Raw genomic sequence first — 15,738 nt, 5'->3', positions numbered from 1 at the left:
CCCCATGGATGCTTTGCAGCTCAGCCAAGGCATCCATGGGGATTATGCTAGCTGGCTTGGCTTTTTTTATAAGTGATAGCCAGTGTTTTAGTCGCGTATAGCTTCGCTATTTCGTAATCAGGATTAAACGTAGCGAGATTGTGGGCTGCGATTGTTAATCCGGCGGCAACGCCGCCAACGATACTGAGTGCGCTAACCCCCAGGGCTGTTATACGGCCAGCCGTATATACCCTGCACTTAAGGCCTTGAGATTCTATTAGCTTTTCGATGGTCTCCACCGTGTCGGCGAAAAAATCAGCTTCGATGTTTTTTATTTTGAATGAGCGTTTTTCTGAGATCATTGAAGAAATGTTCTCATTAGAAATTTCGCTGGCTGAATAAACACCAATATCCATGTTGTCTCCATTTGCAAACAGTGGCATTTATGACGCTTAGAACAAGTCTTTGTTGAGACCCATGAGCATCATGTTCTTGTCGTAGCAAAGTGGTACTGAGTCGCAGTTGCCACCTTGTTTCTTTGCATCTTTTTTGTCCACCAGCGGAAGATATTTAGGTAAGTCTTGATCTTCGATGTCTTGCCCATTGATCGAACAGTTAAAAACTGCTGTTGCCATGCACACAACGTCGAGTTTGCTTACGTCTACACGGTTTGATGATGGCTTTTTCATTGCCTGTGCTTCGTAACGCTTTCCTCCGTAGCCTGGGCCAGTCCCCTCTTTATAAGAGACTACGCCGCCTGAAGTATCCGTGCCCAAGTACCATCCAGTAGTAACACCGTAGAGTCCAGCGGGTGCATTTCCCATAAACTCGCCTTGATGTGCGCATGTTCCTGCGCTATCGCAACTGGTAAGTCGAAATCCGGGAACCGCTTTAATGAAGCGGTTTCCATTTTGATCCACGTAAGGCCGGTTCACCGATTGATATACGGAGTTTGGAAGAGAACAGTTGATATGTTTGATCGATAATATCGGCGCGGGGGTCGGTGTCTTATCGCATACGCGAACGTCCACATCCGCAGCGGCTGTGATAGCTATACCTGCCTGTAAAACGACTATTAGCATTGCGTTAATTAGTGAGGTTTTAATGTTCATCTTAATGCTCAGTTTTCTGATTGGGGGTTGGGTTTGCATAGCGCCCAAAAACTACGCTTTAGGGCAGTGTTCAGATTGGTAGGGCCGACGATTTGCTGTTCGGTGGTGCTGCGTGGGGGCTGTGGAGCACGGTTTTCTTCTGCGAGGCTGGGCTGTCATGCACGGTGAGCTCCTTGTTTCGGCATAAATAGCTGGATGTAGGCGTATTATGTCGAGTATCGACATGTGACGCTATTCCTGTCCAGTGGGCAATGCCCAACCATTCCGCTCCAATTGGAGGGCGGTATGTCGGGCACTGAAGAAAGACAACTGGCAGTGGTCGTGGGACGGGCCATTGCCAAGCAACGCAAACGCTGCGGCTTAACTCAAAATGAGGTCGCGGAAAAATTGGGGGTGAGCTTTGACGTCGTGTCGCGTACGGAACGCGGTATCGTCATGCCAGGCATTGCACGACTGATGCAGCTCGCCGCAATTTTTGACTGCGAGACAGCGGAGTTGCTGACAGAAACCAGTACCCGCTCTACAGATCAGGCCAGTCGCATGGCTGATTTGATTAGTGATCTCGACCACGCTGAAAGGTTGCTTATCATGAGCATGGTTGAGCAGTTGGTTAGTTACATGAAGCAGAAGTAGCTTGTTTAAGCTCAGGATTGGGTGCTTGCAGATAATTCGATCCCTGCTTCTGCAGTGATTAGCTCGAATAACAAACCAGCTAGCAGCACTGCAATCAGGATTGGCCAGGAACGTGCCATGAGGATCGCCAGTACCACCGCTAACAGGCAGCTGGCCAAAATGCCGAAAAACATAAAAAGCAGACCCATAAAGCGTATGAAATTCATCGCGTTTTCCTTCAGGCTGAGAGATGCATGAGCGACGACCGCCCATGCGTAATGGTCGAGATCGACGTTAGGCTACCAATCGTAGAGCTGAGTTGAGTGCGCGCTGTTTGATCTGCGCTCCCTGCCCGAACCAAGCGGAGTCAACCCGATACTCTGAGCTCCTGGCTCGGCGCTCGTGATCTACATACTCAGTCACGGCGTTTAACAGGCCCCATGCGGTGCCGCGAGCGGACTCCAATTCAGATCCTCGACCTTTGCCTTCGTATAGGTTTTGAATCTTCTCCAGCGCTCGCTTGTTGCGTATTACGTCGGGGACCGGGTCATCGACTTGGGTATCGCACATCACACTCATAAAAAAGCTCATGGCCTCTGGCCATTGAACCTTACGCTCGGCGAGTTCGCGCATCCGGTACATGAATTCGTCCCATTGCGAGACGGCGATACCTAGCTGCTTCTTTACCGTTTGCGCATCAAAGCGCGTGCTGTGTGGAACCTTGATGGCGTGGGTGGCGCCGTTCAGGGAGATGGAAAGGGTGTTGTTGCACACCACTCTTACTGTGGTCGGTGTCGCCGTGGTGGCCAACGTGCCGTCGCAGGAGGTGGCCAGCAGCAGGTAGCCGTTAACCTGGTCATTGCCTTTAAGCTCAGCCGATTGCCCGGTACGCGCCAGCGCCCAGAACTTCTTACCGCCCTTCAGCACGCCAGCGGTTTCCAGCTCGTAACCAGACACCTCTGTCAGATCCCGGTAAAACTCCAGCACCTCGCGGGGCTGTACTACCTGATAACGGTTAGAGACCACCGACAGGGCGGCTTTGGTATCGGAACGGTACAGTACCTTTTGCTCTGGGAAAGAGTGAATGCTGCCCAGGTGGCCGATAGCATCGGCTTTGAAGTGGACTGGGCTTTCCTGAATCTGCCAGTCCATGCCGGCTTCGCGCTGCCATATTTCCAAAGGTTGTTTCGGCGAAAGTGCGGAGCCGAGGCCATGCCAAGGTGTGGTACCGACATAGGCCATTTGATCGATCAGGTGAGCCATGAGTGTTCCTCGTTTGATTAGCGTACATAACCCCGCCTCTAGGCAGCAGGTTTGCGTAAATTTTTATTAAAAAGTGATAGCTATGACGGTCGCTTGCTAGTTGCTTCTTGAGACGAGGCTGGAGCTCGCTGAAATGCTGCGTCGCAGTCAGGGCAAATATGAGTATCGAAAATGCTTTGATCGAGAAACTCTCCGACTTGTGCTCCCGCAACACAGCCGGCAGCTCCTTTAACTAAAGCCGCAGTGACGACTGCCCCTATATAGCTCAAACTTTTGCTCAGTTTACTTGGCGCAGAGATACCAATGATGGTGTTGGAAGAACGAATACTAATCGCCGCCCCTTGCAGAGCGCCGCTAATCCCCCCGAGAAATGCCCCAGTTGAACTAGCCGTGTATCGCTTCATTACGGAAGGTGAGCCACACGTCGGACACTTGATCATTTCAATCACCAGTCGATTCTGAAAGTAGAAAAAGGAAGAGACTCAAGCAGTCTCGTAAAGGTTATGTAGGGTTGAAATCTATTGGGTTTGCTCTGGGAGCATCGTCGGTGAAATAGTGACGACATCAGATGCGTTCATCACAGACTGCAGCCTCTTAGGTGCGTCAGCGCTACGCTGGGGCTCTGAAAGTTAGTACTCCACAAAAAAAGTTAGTTCTCCGGCAGCGATTTGTCTCCGAAATATGGTGCGTCTGCTCAGCAAAAGCATACGTGTGCCTAGCACCTGCATGCAGGTGCTAGGCACACGTATGTGTTGAAAGGCTTAAGCATGCAAGACTTTGGTCTCCGATATAGATCAAGGAGTCGAGCGATGCTTTGTGAGCATAAAGCACCATCAAAAATGCTGCGTATTAGACAAGTTCAGGAGCGTACTGGATTAGGGAGGTCAACAATTTACGACCGATTGGATCGATGCTCGCCTAGATATGACTGCACCTTTCCTCGTCCGGTGAAAATTGGTCTATCCGCTGTGGGTTTCTTAGAAGAGAGCATAGAGGCTTGGATTAGGCAGCAGGTAAAACTATCAAATTTTGACTAGGGATAGGTTGGATATGTTCGCTAACTTTTATCTTGTTTTGGGATGAATTGCACTAGATCTACAGGGTAAAAACATCAATTGCCCCTATGTTTCTTTGGGTCGGGTTTCAGTGCAATTTTGGTGTCTATATTTATTAGGTATACAGATGTATGCAGTAGCTTTTAGATGGCGCTATTTGCATATGAGATTCAATATTTTAATGGAGCGATGTCTTGGTTTCTATCAAGAGCTTTGAAGAGAAGATTTGGAAGATTGAACGTATTCGTATAGTCGTTAGGGCGCCAAAGAGAAGAAAGATTGAGGATTATTCTCATGATGTTCCTGAATGTGATACGTCTACCGTGGGGGAGTGGCTCAGGAGTCGAGTTCTTCCATGCATCGCAGGGTACCAAGTCACCGTGGTAAAAAATACGGGAGGGTGGGATGCAGACGAATTTACACCGATTGCAGATGCAAGGTTTGGGCGAAAGGTCGTTTGATGGAGGTCGTTAATGTTTTATGAAGACGGATTGTTCGAAGTGGCGACTATCGATCAATACATCATAGATGATTGTGGCGATAAAAAGAGGTCATTTGTAGGAGCTGAAGCTAGCTGTGTGGAAGATATGGCGTCTTTGATTAAGATTGTTATGTCTATCGCGTGCGATGCTGAGTATACGGTCAAAGGGGGCAAGGGAGGGCTTAAACTAAATAAGTTTGGGAAGGAAATACTTCATGCAATTAGCGTCGATTTGAACTTAATCATGGATTGTTTTGTGTCCAATCGAGTTAACCCATATGTTTCTGTTTTTGAAAAGGCAAGGAATCATCTTAAAGATAAGGATTTATTCGAGCCTGTGATTAGCGAAAGCCCTCTCCATGAGGATGCATTTGCTGCTGTTGAGTCGATGGTTAACTCAATAAGGGCTGAGGCGGCGACGCCTGTGTTCAAACGTTATATGAGGAACTATGAGAGGTCGGTAAGAAAGAACAGTATTGGCGTGAACACGTTTATTGATAAGCTTTTTATGAAACATTCCAGAATGTTAATAATTAGAATTGATTTAGGGTATTCAATTGACTATTTGCTCTCATTGGATGGGGTCATGAGCTCGGAGAGAGTAAAGAATGATTTTACTTTGTTTTTGAAGTGTCTTAGAAGTGGGGTTGTGAAAGATGGGGTGTGTGGTTATATTTGGAAGCTGGAGTTTGGTCCGGTTAAGCAGTTTCATTATCATGTAATGCTTTTTTTAGATGGTTCGAGATTTAGGGAAGATGTAACTATTGCTAAGGGGCTCGGTGATGAGTGGAGAAATAATATAACTAGGGGGGAGGGTGTTTATTATAATTGCAATAATCGTCTCGGGAAGAAGCCTTATCCCTATCATGCGCTGGGCATGACTAGTTGGGGTGAGCAGGATAAGATAATAAATATTAAGAGGGCTGCTGGTTATTTGGTGAAGCTTGATCTCTTAGTAAGGCCAAACTTACCAAAAGGATGGAGAACTTTTGGTAAGTCAGGCGAGCCCTCGAAAAAGTGCCTCGCTGGACGGCCTCGAAAGTCATGATCGGGATGGTTTTTCTTTCAATGTAGATAATATTGCGGCTTTTACTGTCTCATCCTCTCTCATCCAGCGTTCTATTGTTTTGGGAAGCGCAGTTTCTGAGAGAAGGGGGGCATTCGTTTTGGTGAATTCATACAAGAATTTAGCTACAACGGCCGCTGCGTTGCTTCTGGAGGGCCAGCCATGAGTTGGCTTCTTTTGAATAAGTAGTTCGATTAGTTTTTCTTGTGCAATCTTACTGCCCTCATTTTTCTTGGCGCCCCCTAAGGTCGCTGTCTCTTTTCTTCTGATATCGTCGTATGAAGGCAGTACGCAGGCATGAGCATTTGCAAAAAGTTCATCGAGTTGGCCAATATTGAGCGCGCTCAGTGTAAGAACAGAAAACGCCTTTGTTGATTCTCCGTCAGCATAGAGCTTTTCTGCATATGACCTGGCGGCGAAGTGACTCTCCAAATAGTGAAGGCTAGTGATTTCGAGATTTCCTGGGAATTTAGTTATATAGTCAAAACCTATTATTAGGGATGTGCTGGTGATCTCTTTTTTTTCTAGTCTTTCGACTATTGTGTTTTTTATTCTGCTTGGTGTGGTGTTTGGGTAGTGTTTTTCTAATAGATCGTTGAGGTGTTCATCCAATAGCTTGATACAACCATCGAATGAGCAGATTGCCCACCTACTTAACATTGATTCAATCCCGTTAATCGACATTTTTGTTCCTTAGCCTTAAATGTTTGAATGGGCCATTTTTCAGTATGTTCTCCTCTGCTGACGGATTTCAGCATTGTGGACAGTGTGGCAGAGTATCTTCTTAAGATTTCGTTGTGGCACCTGAGATGATGAATGTGGCCCATTCGGTCATTAGCGCCCGACGCTTGTCAAAGAAGTTGGATCGGGAATAGGCTCCCTCGGTTTGGTCTCGTTCATCATGTGCCAGCGCCATTTCGCATACCTCACGGGGGTGGGGGGTGCATTCACTAGCCCAGTCCCGGAACGAAGACCGGAAGCCATGACGCGTGATGTGTTCGTATCCCATGCCGTGCAGGAGCGTTCGTACAGCGTTTGCGTGTATGGCCCCCGTCTTACCTTGGCCGGGGAATAGAAAGGCGCTTCCCTCATCTCGCGGAATGCTCTTCACCAGCTTCACGACCTCCTCAGCAAGCGGAATCACGAAGGCTACCCGCATCTTCATTCGCTCACCTGGCAGCGACCAAGTACCCGCTTCCAAGTCAAACTCATCCCAACGCGCAAACCTCACCATGTGCGCACGTGCGCTGGTCATGATCAGTAGTTGGGCGGCTACAGACGCGGGCGTTGAGTCTGCTTGGAGCTTGCTAATCAGAGCCGGTACATCCTGCCAGCGCAAAGCTTCAAAGTGCTCACGCTTCCGAGCCTTCTTCTTTTCAGCACGGCTCAACAGATTGTCTAAGTGCCCGCGCCAGCGAGCAGGGTTCTCCCCCTGTCGCAGGTTGCGTGCCTTGGCGGCGTCCAAAACTTGCTCAATTTGCCCACGTACCTCATCGGCGGTTCGCGTTTTGGTAGCCCAGATGGGTTGCAGCACCTTGAGCACTTCGGGAGTACCGATGTCTTCGGCTGACAGCTTGCCTATGTGATCAAACGCATACAGCTCCAGCTTCCGCAGCCACCCTTTACGCCACTTTTCCGACCACGCCGCGCCGTGAGCATCACGGTATTCCGTTGCAAGGGTCTCGAACTTCAGTTGCTTGGCTTCACTTGCTCGTTGGGCTTCCCGTTGAGCTGCGCGCTCTATGTCGCGAGCGGCTAATGGGTCTATGCCATCACTCAATTGGGTGCGTTTAGCGCTGGCATCTTGTCTGGCCTTCTTGAGACTCACCTCAGGGAATGAGCCCAGACCCATTTCTCTGCGACGGCCCGCCAGTTGGAAGCGAAGCAGCCAGGATTTACGCCCGGTAGGTTTGACGACCAAGCGAAGCCCGGCACCATCTTCATAGGTGCCGGGTTCGGTCAGGTTTTCGACTTGTTTCGGATTCAGCTTACCCATTGGATTTCCCCTGTCGTCCCTTTTGTCCCCCCACCTGTCCCCCCACTTCATCGTCGGATGAGGTCAAATGGCGTTGAACACCATCGGACAGGGAAATGCCTGAAATCCCCGGAATAGCTAAGCTATCAGGAAGATTCTTGGATGGGATAGGATTATTTCGGACAATTAAAAAGCCGGCTTGTGGCCGGCTTCTCGGGGACTGGTTCAGCTTATTTTTGGTAAACCTCACCAGCCTTCAAATCGTTCACCCAAACTCGCGCCCGGGTGATAAGGGGCATCAGCGGGAACTCCTCCGCATCGCCAGGCAGGGCGGACCGGCTTCACGCCAACCCCCTACCAAATGTGCGGCGGATAATACCCACATTCGCCTCAATTTCCCAGCTTCGGATCCGATTTAGAGCCTTCGTAGCCCAATAAATGCTCATCCAGCGGCACTGGTGGGCGGCGGTTATTCAGCGTTGCCCACCAGAACACCCAACCCAGAATCTCAAAGTTCTGCTCGTGCCGCTGTTCGTAGGTCAAAAACTCGTCCGGATGCTCGGCGCTGTTGTGGCTGCGCATCCGCAGGCCGCCTCCGGGGCGGTTGTAGAGGTATTTGATGCGCAGCATTCCGTCGTGCTCTACCGCGTAAATTTCGCCGTCGATGATCTGTTTGCGGCCACAGTCGATGGCGAGGGTACTTCCGTCCTGGATGATGTCGATCATGCTGTTGCCAACCATGTAGGCACCGAGTGCCCGCTCCGGGCTTACGCCGATGGTTTCAAGGGCGTGCAGGGAGAGGCGGATGCTTTCGGTTGAGGTGAAGGTGGGGTGGAGGGGAATCTCCACGTCGATTTTTACCGGGCCTGAGACCGGGTGGGTGATGTAGTTGCCGCTGTTTTCGCGGGCAATACGGTGTGAGGCGTCTGCATCGGTTCCTTCCAGTAGGTAGTTAGCGGGTGGATGTTTGGGGCCTTCGCCGGTGCGCAGCCAACGGCTGGTGACGCACAGCAGTTCTGCGAACTCGTTGAGCCGGCCCATGGGGACGCCGCGTTTGAACCAGTTGTTTACGTGCTGAGGCGTAACATCGCGGTTCTTGGCGAAGTCGGAAGCGGAAAGATGAACTTCCCGTAATAGCGCTCTTAAGCGATCACCTGATGTATTCATAAACGCAGAGTTTACTGGCCGTAAAAATAGATCAAATAAACCATGCGTTGAGTTGCCGTATGTAGGTGTTTCCTTATTGAGGGAATGTTCTATTTCTTAACTAAGCTAGTTAAACAGTTGATGTAAATATGTTTATTAAAGTGATCGGATGTTTATATTTTTCCCACAAAAAAAGCCCCGATTAATCGGGGCTTTTTTAAAACGAGTAACGGTATCAGCCTTTGTAGGCAGCGACCGACTTCATGATCTCGGCGCGGGCGGCGTCTGCGTTGCCCCAACCGTCGATCTTCACCCATTTGCCTTTTTCGAGGTCTTTGTAGTTCTCGAAGAAGTGTTTGATCTGTTCCAGCAGCAGTGGCGGCAGATCGGTGTATTCCTTCACGTCGACATACAGCTGGGACAGCTTGTCGTGTGGCACTGCGATAACTTTGGCATCGCCGCCGCCGTCGTCAGTCATGTTCAGGATGCCGACCGGGCGAGCACGGATAACCGAGCCTGGGGTAACCGGGTAAGGGGTCACGACCAGCACGTCGAGGGGGTCACCGTCGTCTGCCAGGGTGTTGGGGATGAAACCGTAGTTGGCCGGGTAGAACATCGGGGTGGCCATGAAACGGTCAACGAACAGGCAGTCGCTGTCTTTGTCGATTTCGTATTTGATCGGCGCGTGGTTGGCCGGAATCTCGATGGCGACGTAGATGTCGTTCGGCAGGTCTTTGCCAGCCGGAATCTTGCTGTAGCTCATTGGGCGTTGCCCCCGTAGTTGGCCATGAAACATGGCCGGATTGGCCTAAAAGTGGCGGCGATTATAGGCATATTCTGACGCCGATGCCATGCGTCAGACGTCGTAGGACGCTTGGCGTTCAGTCTGGTACCGCACGTCGCCGGCCTGCAGCTGGTGCAGGCGCGCCAGGGGATCCTGGCGGTAGAAGTGGCGCAGTTGTTCGTACACCTGTGGATAACTACTGACCAGCAAATCCGGGGCACTGAAGAAATATTCGCTGGTAACGGCAAAGAACTCGGCCGGGTTTTCCGCGGCGTACGGGTCTATGGGCGTTTCGGCGTCCGGGTTGTGGTCCAGTTGGCGGTTGAGGTCATCGAAGGCGCTTTGCATGACGCTGGCCCATTCCTGCACGCGCATGTCGTGGTGCAGCGGCGGCAGGCCGTTGGCGTCGCCATTGAGCATGTCCAGCTTGTGGGCCAGTTCGTGGATCACCAGGTTGTAGCCTTCCCAGTTGCCGCTGGCCAGTACGCCGGGCCAGGCGAGGATCACCGGGCCTTGCTGCCAGGCTTCGCCGCTGTGTTCGCCGTCCCACTCGTGTTCCACGCCGCTGGCGTCGCGATGGCGCTGGGGGCTGAGGAAGTCGTCGGGGTACAGCACGATCTCGTGGAAGCCCTGGTACCAGTCCAGGTCGCCAAGGTTCATCAGCGGCAGTTGTGCCTGGGCGGCGAGCAGCAGGCGTTGTTCCTGGTGCAGTTCGACGCCGGGCAGGGCGGTGAGGTGTTTTTCGGCGAGGAACACCACGCAGGCTTCCCGCAGCCACTGGTCTTCTTCTGCGGTGATACCGTCGAGGAAGGTCAGGTGATGGCGCACCCGCTGCCACGTTTCATCGGCAATCGGGTGCTTGGCCAGCAGGCGCCGGCGACGCCAGGCGCTGAGGGACCACATCGCAGGTTACTGCGGCTTGGCTTCGGAGGACGAGCGGCCAAAGCGGCTGCGGAACACGCCGATGATCATCGGCACCAGCGACAGCAGGATGATGAACACCACCAGCAGCGACAGATTTTTCTTGATGAACGGTACGTTGCCGAAGAAGTAGCCCAGTGTCACCAGGCCGCCGACCCACAGGATGGTGCCGAACACGCTGAAACCGAAGAAGCGCGGGTAAGGCATTTTCGCGATGCCGGCGACGAACGGTGCGAATGTCCGCAGGATCGGCAGGAAGCGCGCCAGGGTCACGGTTTTGCCGCCGTGCTTGTCGTAGAAGTCGTGGGTTTTTTGCAGGTAGTCGCGGCGGAAGATTTTCGAGTTGGGGTTGCTGAACAAGCGTTCCCCGGCCGTTCGTCCGATCACGTAGTTGGTACTGTCACCCAGGATGGCCGCGAGCATCAGCAAACCGCCCAACAATACCGGGTCCATCCCACCGCCCGCGGCGATGGCGCCGGCAATAAACAGCAAGGAATCACCCGGCAGGAAGGGCATGACCACCAGGCCTGTTTCGCAAAAGATAACCAGGAACAGAATGGCGTATATCCACACTCCGTAGTTTCTCACCAGCATGTCGAGGTACACGTCGAGATGCAGGATAAGGTCGAGCGGGTTGAAATCCATGGATGGCACCTGTGTGAATGGCCTGGCTCAGCGGGCCTGTGCGGAGGCTTCGGGTAATAAGGGCTACAAGGTTGCGGCGTAATTCTTACGACCCTGAAAGGTCCGCATTATACGGATAGAGTCGTGAAAAGCGTGTTGGTTTTGTAGCGGGGGATGTCGCGACATCGATCTTATTCCAGGCACGGAGTCAGTGTGGGAGGGCCTCCCACAACCGATGCATGAAGTTTGGTTAATAGATGTCAGTCATCGCTGATGGGCAGTACGTAGTTCTTGAACTCGGTGTCTTCCCGAAAACCGATGGACTCGTAGGTCTTCTGCGCCACCTGATTGTCGCTGCTGGTGGACACACGCAGGCGCACGGCGTGAGTTTCCTTGGCCATCTTCTTCGCGGTACGCATCAGGTTGTCGGCCACCAACTGACGGCGTGCGTCTTCGGCGACGTAGATGTCGTTGAGGATCCACACGCGCTTGAGGGACAGCGATGAAAAGCTTGGATACAGCTGGCAGAAACCGAGCAGTTTCTTGTCGTCATCGTCGGCCAACGCCAGATAGATCACGGATTCCTTGCGGCGCAGTCGTTTTTCCAGAAAGGCGCGGCTCGAATCAGGGAAAGGCAGCGCACCGTAGAACTCACGGTATTTGACGAAAAGCGGGGTCAACAGGTCCAGGTGTTCCAGGGTCGCTTGAGTTATCCGCATGCCAGGCCTCAACTTCCAAATGGGGTATGACCACACAAGCGGCCGTGTTTCGATGCTGCCTAAAGCGGAGAAAAAGCGCAATCGTGCAAGGATCAGTCCTTCGGCGGGCTGAGCAGGAAGTTTCCTTTCATCAGGTCGGGATCATCCGACTCGAGGGTTTGAACCTGGGCTTCATCCTTGAGGTTGACCCCCGACAACTGCCGGCGGCAGGCCTCACGCATCAAGTACAGCAAGCGGTGAGCGGCCATGCCGTAGCTCAGGCCCTCCAGGCGCACATTGGAGATGCAGTTGCGGTAGGCGTCGGTGAGGCCGACCTTGGGGTTGTAGGTGAAATACAGGCCCAGGCTGTCCGGCGAGCTGAGCCCAGGCCGCTCGCCGATCAGAATCACCACCATTTTCGCCCCCAGCAACTGGCCGACTTCATCCGCCACTGCCACGCGGCCCTGTTCCACCAGAATTACCGGCGACAGCGACCAACCCTCTGCGTGGGTTTGTTCCTCCATGCGTGTAAGAAACGGCAGCGTATGTTTATGCACCGCCAGCGCCGACAAACCGTCGGCCACTACCACCGCCAGGTCCACGCCGCCCGGGTTGGCTTCGGCGTAGTCCCGCAGGACCTGGGCCGATTCATCACTCAGGCGCCGCCCAAGGTCCGGGCGTTGCAGGTAGCTGTGACGGTCGACGGCGGCGCTGTGCAGCAACAGGCTGTCGCGGCCGCGTTCGGCCAGTTGGCTGCTGAGTCCTACATGGTCAAACGGCAGGTGTACGGCGTCCCGCGCCTGGGCGTGGGCGAACTGGAAATCCAGCTGCGCGCCGGTAGGAATGCTGGTGCCGGTACGGCCCAGGGCAATTCGCGCCGGGGTCAGGCGCCGCAGTTCCAGCCACGGGTTGTCCACGTTGTTTTCCGGGGTGTCGATGTGCACAGGCGGTTCCTTCTTCATCCCAGTTGCGCCAAGGCGTGGCGGAATGCCGGTGGCAGGCTGTTGCCGAAGTGCACCTTGCCGTCGGCTTGCGTGAAGATGCCCATTTTCGCCAGCCACTGTTCAAACTCCGGTGCCGGCTTTAACCCCAATGTTTGCCGGGCGTAGAGCGCGTCGTGGAACGAGGTGGTCTGGTAGTTGAGCATGATGTCGTCGGAGCCCGGGATGCCCATGATGAAGTTAATCCCGGCCACGCCCAGCAGCGTGAGCAGGGTGTCCATGTCGTCCTGGTCGGCTTCGGCATGGTTGGTGTAGCAGATGTCGCAGCCCATCGGCACGCCCAGCAGCTTGCCGCAGAAGTGATCTTCGAGGCCGGCCCGGATGATCTGCTTGCCGTTGTACAGGTACTCGGGGCCGATGAAGCCGACCACGGTGTTCACCAAAAACGGCTTGAAGTGCCGGGCCACGGCGTAGGCGCGGGTTTCGCAGGTTTGCTGGTCGACGCCAAAGTGCGCGTTGGCCGACAAGGCGCTGCCCTGGCCGGTTTCGAAATACATCAGGTTTTGCCCGAGGGTGCCGCGATTCAGGCTCAGGCCCGCGTCGTAGCCTTCCTGCAACACGCTCAGGCTGTTGCCGAAACTGGCGTTGGCCGCCTCGGTGCCGGCGATCGACTGGAACACCAGGTCCAGCGGCACGCCACGGTTGATGGCTTCGATGGAGGTGGTGACGTGGGTCAGCACGCAGGCCTGGGTCGGGATTTCGTAGCGCTGGATGATCGCGTCGAGCATTTCCAGCATGGCGCAGATCGAGGCGATGCTGTCGGTGGCCGGGTTGATGCCGATCATCGCGTCGCCGTTACCGTAGAGCAGGCCGTCGAGAATGCTGGCGGCGATACCCGCCGGTTCATCGGTGGGATGGTTGGGTTGCAGGCGGGTGGACAGGCGCCCGCGCAGGCCCATGGTGCCGCGAAACTGTGTGACGACGCGGATCTTCTGCGCCACCAGTACCAGGTCCTGCACCCGCATGATCTTCGACACGGCGGCGGCCATTTCCGGTGTCAGCCCGGGCGCCAGGGCGCGCAGGCTTTGTTCGTCGGCCGCGTCGCTGAGCAGCCAATCCCGCAGGCCACCGACGGTCAGGTGGCTTACCACGGAAAACGCCTGTTTATCGTGGGTGTCGATAATCAGCCGGGTGACTTCGTCGCTTTCGTACGGGATCAGCACTTCTTCAAGAAAGTGCTTCAGCGGAATATTGGCCAGGGCCATTTGCGCCGCGACACGCTCACCGTCGTTCTGCGCGGCAACACCGGCGAGGAAATCCCCGGAGCGCGCCGGGCTAGCCTTGGCCATCACGTCCTTGAGGCTGTCGAAGCGGTAGGTCAATGCACCGACCGCGTGGGAAAAGCTTGCCATACAGAGTCTCCTTGGCGGCGCGGGCAGCGGCCCGCACCGAGGTTTACGGCGTTTAGTGCAAGGCGGCCTCTGCGGCCTGGATCGCCGCAAATTCTTCTTCCGGCGTGCCTGCTACCAAGTGATGCCGACTGTAGAAAGCAAAGTAAGCAATTAATACTCCATAGATGATCGCGGCGCCAATCACCACGCGCGGATCCACCAGAAAGCCCGCCACAACAGCGATGCAGGCCAGTACCAGAGCGACGCCCGAGGTGAAGATGCCGCCCGGTGTGCGGTAAGGGCGGTCCATTTTGGGGCGGCGGATGCGCAAGGTGATGTGTGCGGCCATCATCAGCACGTAGGAAATGGTCGCGCCGAACACGGCCACCAGGATCAGCAAATCACCCTGGCCGGTCAGCGACAGGCCAAACCCGATAATGCCGGGGATCACCAGGGCCAGGACGGGCGCCTTGCTTTTGTTGGTCTGCGACAGCTTGCGCGGCAGGTAGCCGGCGCGGGACAGGGCGAAGATCTGCCGAGAGTAGGCGTAGATGATCGAGAAAAAACTCGCGATCAGCCCGGCCAGGCCCACCAGATTGACGAAGTGGCCCATCCAGGTGGAACCGCCATAGGCTTTGGACAAGGCTTCTACCAGCGGATTGCCCGATGCCATCAGTGCATAGGCGCCAGCGCCGCCGGGCGCGATGACCAGGATCAGCAGGGCGAAGCTGGTCAGCACCACAATGGCACCGATCAGGCCGCGGGGCAGGTCACGTTTCGGGTTCTTGGTTTCTTCGGCGGCCAGCGGCACGCCTTCGACCGCCAGGAAGAACCAGATTGCATAGGGGATCGCTGCCCACACGCCGACATACCCGAATGGCAGGAAGGTGCTGGCGCCCTTGGCCTCGGTCACCGGAATATCCAGCAGGTTGGCGATATTGAAGTGCGGCACCATCGCCACCAGGAACACGCCCAGGGCAATGGCGGCGACGGCGGTAATCACAAACATCAGCTTCAGCGCCTCACCCACCCCGAAGATGTGGATGCCGATAAAGATGATGTAGAACGCCAGGTAGATGATCCAGCCGCCAATGCCGAACAGCGACTCGCAATAGGCGCCGATAAACACTGCGATGGCGGCGGGGGCGATGGCGTATTCGATAAGGATCGCGGTGCCGGTGAGGAATCCGCCCCAGGGGCCGAACGCGCTGCGGGCAAAGCCGTAGCCGCCGCCAGCGGTAGGAATCATGGAAGACAGTTCGGCCAGGGAGAAACACATGCACAGGTACATGGTGGCCATCAGCAGTGTGGCGAGGAACATGCCGCCCCAGCCGCCCTGGGCCAGGCCGAAGTTCCAGCCGGCGTAGTCGCCGGAGATCACGTAGGCAACCCCGAGACCGACCAGGAGCACCCAGCCGGCAGCGCCTTTTTTCAGTTCCCGTTGTTGGAAGTATTCGTTGCCGACCTTTTCAAAGTCGACGGAAGACCCGGACGCCGGAGCGCCATTCGGTTCGCTAGGCATGATGGAATCCCTTTCTTATTGTTTTGTCCCGGCTTACTTAAGTAAGCCGAATGAGTAGCAAGGTCTTGTGAAGATCAAGTGTGGGAGCGGGCTTGCTCGCGAATGCGGTGGGGCAGTTCAAAATTCAGTCACTGATACACCGCATTCGCGAGCAAGCCCGCTCCCACA

At 54.5% G+C, this 15,738-nt stretch carries 17 protein-coding genes; 3 read left to right on the top strand and 14 right to left on the bottom strand.

Annotation, left to right across the window (positions count from 1 at the left end):
- Window positions 1-47: 47 nt before the first annotated feature.
- Together ACA046_RS29020 and ACA046_RS29015 are read right to left on the bottom strand one after the other, a co-directional pair.
- On the bottom strand, window positions 48-395 hold the full coding sequence (locus tag ACA046_RS29020; protein WP_497675428.1) for a hypothetical protein: 348 nt from the start codon (window positions 393-395) through the stop codon (window positions 48-50).
- Window positions 396-431: 36 nt separating this feature from the next.
- Entirely contained in the window at window positions 432-1,091 is a 660-nt protein-coding gene (locus ACA046_RS29015; RefSeq protein ID WP_497675427.1) for a hypothetical protein, read from the bottom strand.
- A 285-nt stretch (window positions 1,092-1,376) separates the two neighbouring features.
- Between ACA046_RS29015 and ACA046_RS29010 the strand changes: the two genes are divergently transcribed.
- On the top strand, window positions 1,377-1,724 hold the full coding sequence (locus tag ACA046_RS29010; protein WP_497675426.1) for a helix-turn-helix domain-containing protein: 348 nt from the start codon (window positions 1,377-1,379) through the stop codon (window positions 1,722-1,724).
- Window positions 1,725-1,735: 11 nt separating this feature from the next.
- Here the strand turns inward: ACA046_RS29010 and ACA046_RS29005 are convergent, their stop codons facing one another.
- Together ACA046_RS29005 and ACA046_RS29000 are read right to left on the bottom strand one after the other, a co-directional pair.
- Window positions 1,736-1,930 carry a hypothetical protein gene (locus tag ACA046_RS29005; protein WP_497675425.1) on the bottom strand — a complete coding sequence of 65 codons (195 nt, stop codon included), beginning with the start codon at window positions 1,928-1,930 and terminating at the stop codon, window positions 1,736-1,738.
- Between the two features lie 67 nt (window positions 1,931-1,997).
- Window positions 1,998-2,966, bottom strand: coding sequence for a DUF932 domain-containing protein (locus ACA046_RS29000; protein WP_497675424.1), 969 nt, complete (start codon window positions 2,964-2,966; stop codon window positions 1,998-2,000).
- 767 nt (window positions 2,967-3,733) lie between these two features.
- On the opposite strand from ACA046_RS29000, the gene ACA046_RS28995 reads away from it, so the two are divergent.
- Both ACA046_RS28995 and ACA046_RS28990 read left to right on the top strand, forming a co-directional pair.
- Window positions 3,734-4,003: a helix-turn-helix transcriptional regulator gene (locus ACA046_RS28995; protein WP_497675423.1), complete on the top strand. Its 270-nt coding sequence runs from the start codon at window positions 3,734-3,736 to the stop codon at window positions 4,001-4,003.
- Window positions 4,004-4,494: 491 nt separating this feature from the next.
- Window positions 4,495-5,550, top strand: coding sequence for a YagK/YfjJ domain-containing protein (locus tag ACA046_RS28990; protein ID WP_497675422.1), 1,056 nt, complete (start codon window positions 4,495-4,497; stop codon window positions 5,548-5,550).
- Here the strand turns inward: ACA046_RS28990 and ACA046_RS28985 are convergent.
- The 10 genes from ACA046_RS28985 to eat all read right to left on the bottom strand — a co-directional run bounded on the left by ACA046_RS28985 (window position 5,545) and on the right by eat (window position 15,570).
- Window positions 5,545-6,252 carry a hypothetical protein gene (locus tag ACA046_RS28985; RefSeq protein ID WP_497675421.1) on the bottom strand — a complete coding sequence of 236 codons (708 nt, stop codon included), beginning with the start codon at window positions 6,250-6,252 and terminating at the stop codon, window positions 5,545-5,547. The genes ACA046_RS28990 and ACA046_RS28985 overlap by 6 nt on opposite strands.
- 100 nt (window positions 6,253-6,352) lie before the next feature.
- Window positions 6,353-7,564 (bottom strand): tyrosine-type recombinase/integrase, encoded by a 1,212-nt coding sequence (locus tag ACA046_RS28980; protein WP_497675420.1) that lies wholly within the window; start codon window positions 7,562-7,564, stop codon window positions 6,353-6,355.
- Between the two features lie 369 nt (window positions 7,565-7,933).
- Window positions 7,934-8,710, bottom strand: a complete 777-nt coding sequence (locus ACA046_RS28975) for a LexA family transcriptional regulator (RefSeq protein ID WP_497675419.1) — start codon at window positions 8,708-8,710, stop codon at window positions 7,934-7,936.
- A gap of 214 nt (window positions 8,711-8,924) precedes the next feature.
- Window positions 8,925-9,452 (bottom strand): inorganic diphosphatase, encoded by a 528-nt coding sequence (ppa, locus tag ACA046_RS28970; protein WP_003176323.1) that lies wholly within the window; start codon window positions 9,450-9,452, stop codon window positions 8,925-8,927.
- Between the two features lie 93 nt (window positions 9,453-9,545).
- Window positions 9,546-10,376 carry a M90 family metallopeptidase gene (locus tag ACA046_RS28965; protein WP_459024054.1) on the bottom strand — a complete coding sequence of 277 codons (831 nt, stop codon included), beginning with the start codon at window positions 10,374-10,376 and terminating at the stop codon, window positions 9,546-9,548.
- A 6-nt stretch (window positions 10,377-10,382) separates the two neighbouring features.
- Window positions 10,383-11,039, bottom strand: a complete 657-nt coding sequence (locus tag ACA046_RS28960) for a DedA family protein (RefSeq protein WP_076014107.1) — start codon at window positions 11,037-11,039, stop codon at window positions 10,383-10,385.
- A 239-nt stretch (window positions 11,040-11,278) separates the two neighbouring features.
- Window positions 11,279-11,737 carry a GNAT family N-acetyltransferase gene (locus tag ACA046_RS28955; protein WP_167665715.1) on the bottom strand — a complete coding sequence of 153 codons (459 nt, stop codon included), beginning with the start codon at window positions 11,735-11,737 and terminating at the stop codon, window positions 11,279-11,281.
- Between the two features lie 92 nt (window positions 11,738-11,829).
- Window positions 11,830-12,678, bottom strand: coding sequence for an ethanolamine ammonia-lyase subunit EutC (eutC, locus tag ACA046_RS28950; RefSeq protein WP_497675418.1), 849 nt, complete (start codon window positions 12,676-12,678; stop codon window positions 11,830-11,832).
- Complete coding sequence (locus ACA046_RS28945) at window positions 12,675-14,069, bottom strand: ethanolamine ammonia-lyase subunit EutB (RefSeq protein WP_497675417.1); 1,395 nt, start codon at window positions 14,067-14,069, stop codon at window positions 12,675-12,677. The genes eutC and ACA046_RS28945 overlap by 4 nt, the downstream gene beginning before the upstream one ends.
- 52 nt (window positions 14,070-14,121) lie before the next feature.
- Window positions 14,122-15,570, bottom strand: a complete 1,449-nt coding sequence (eat, locus tag ACA046_RS28940) for an ethanolamine permease (protein WP_497675416.1) — start codon at window positions 15,568-15,570, stop codon at window positions 14,122-14,124.
- Between the last annotated feature and the right edge of the window lie 168 nt (window positions 15,571-15,738).

It is taken from the genome of Pseudomonas sp. LBUM1641, assembly GCF_059716235.1.
The sequence above is the reverse complement of the archived record's forward strand: the minus strand, read 5'-3'. Positions and strand labels throughout refer to the sequence as shown.

Coding starts and splice junctions, on each gene's coding strand:
- ACA046_RS29020 (WP_497675428.1), bottom strand. CDS start 395: ATGGATATTGGTGTTTATTCAGCCAGCGAAATTTCTAATGAGAACATT.
- ACA046_RS29015 (WP_497675427.1), bottom strand. CDS start 1,091: ATGAACATTAAAACCTCACTAATTAACGCAATGCTAATAGTCGTTTTA.
- ACA046_RS29010 (WP_497675426.1), top strand. CDS start 1,377: ATGTCGGGCACTGAAGAAAGACAACTGGCAGTGGTCGTGGGACGGGCC.
- ACA046_RS29005 (WP_497675425.1), bottom strand. CDS start 1,930: ATGAATTTCATACGCTTTATGGGTCTGCTTTTTATGTTTTTCGGCATT.
- ACA046_RS29000 (WP_497675424.1), bottom strand. CDS start 2,966: ATGGCTCACCTGATCGATCAAATGGCCTATGTCGGTACCACACCTTGG.
- ACA046_RS28995 (WP_497675423.1), top strand. CDS start 3,734: ATGCAAGACTTTGGTCTCCGATATAGATCAAGGAGTCGAGCGATGCTT.
- ACA046_RS28990 (WP_497675422.1), top strand. CDS start 4,495: ATGTTTTATGAAGACGGATTGTTCGAAGTGGCGACTATCGATCAATAC.
- ACA046_RS28985 (WP_497675421.1), bottom strand. CDS start 6,252: ATGTCGATTAACGGGATTGAATCAATGTTAAGTAGGTGGGCAATCTGC.
- ACA046_RS28980 (WP_497675420.1), bottom strand. CDS start 7,564: ATGGGTAAGCTGAATCCGAAACAAGTCGAAAACCTGACCGAACCCGGC.
- ACA046_RS28975 (WP_497675419.1), bottom strand. CDS start 8,710: ATGAATACATCAGGTGATCGCTTAAGAGCGCTATTACGGGAAGTTCAT.
- ppa (WP_003176323.1), bottom strand. CDS start 9,452: ATGAGCTACAGCAAGATTCCGGCTGGCAAAGACCTGCCGAACGACATC.
- ACA046_RS28965 (WP_459024054.1), bottom strand. CDS start 10,376: ATGTGGTCCCTCAGCGCCTGGCGTCGCCGGCGCCTGCTGGCCAAGCAC.
- ACA046_RS28960 (WP_076014107.1), bottom strand. CDS start 11,039: ATGGATTTCAACCCGCTCGACCTTATCCTGCATCTCGACGTGTACCTC.
- ACA046_RS28955 (WP_167665715.1), bottom strand. CDS start 11,737: ATGCGGATAACTCAAGCGACCCTGGAACACCTGGACCTGTTGACCCCG.
- eutC (WP_497675418.1), bottom strand. CDS start 12,678: ATGAAGAAGGAACCGCCTGTGCACATCGACACCCCGGAAAACAACGTG.
- ACA046_RS28945 (WP_497675417.1), bottom strand. CDS start 14,069: ATGGCAAGCTTTTCCCACGCGGTCGGTGCATTGACCTACCGCTTCGAC.
- eat (WP_497675416.1), bottom strand. CDS start 15,570: ATGCCTAGCGAACCGAATGGCGCTCCGGCGTCCGGGTCTTCCGTCGAC.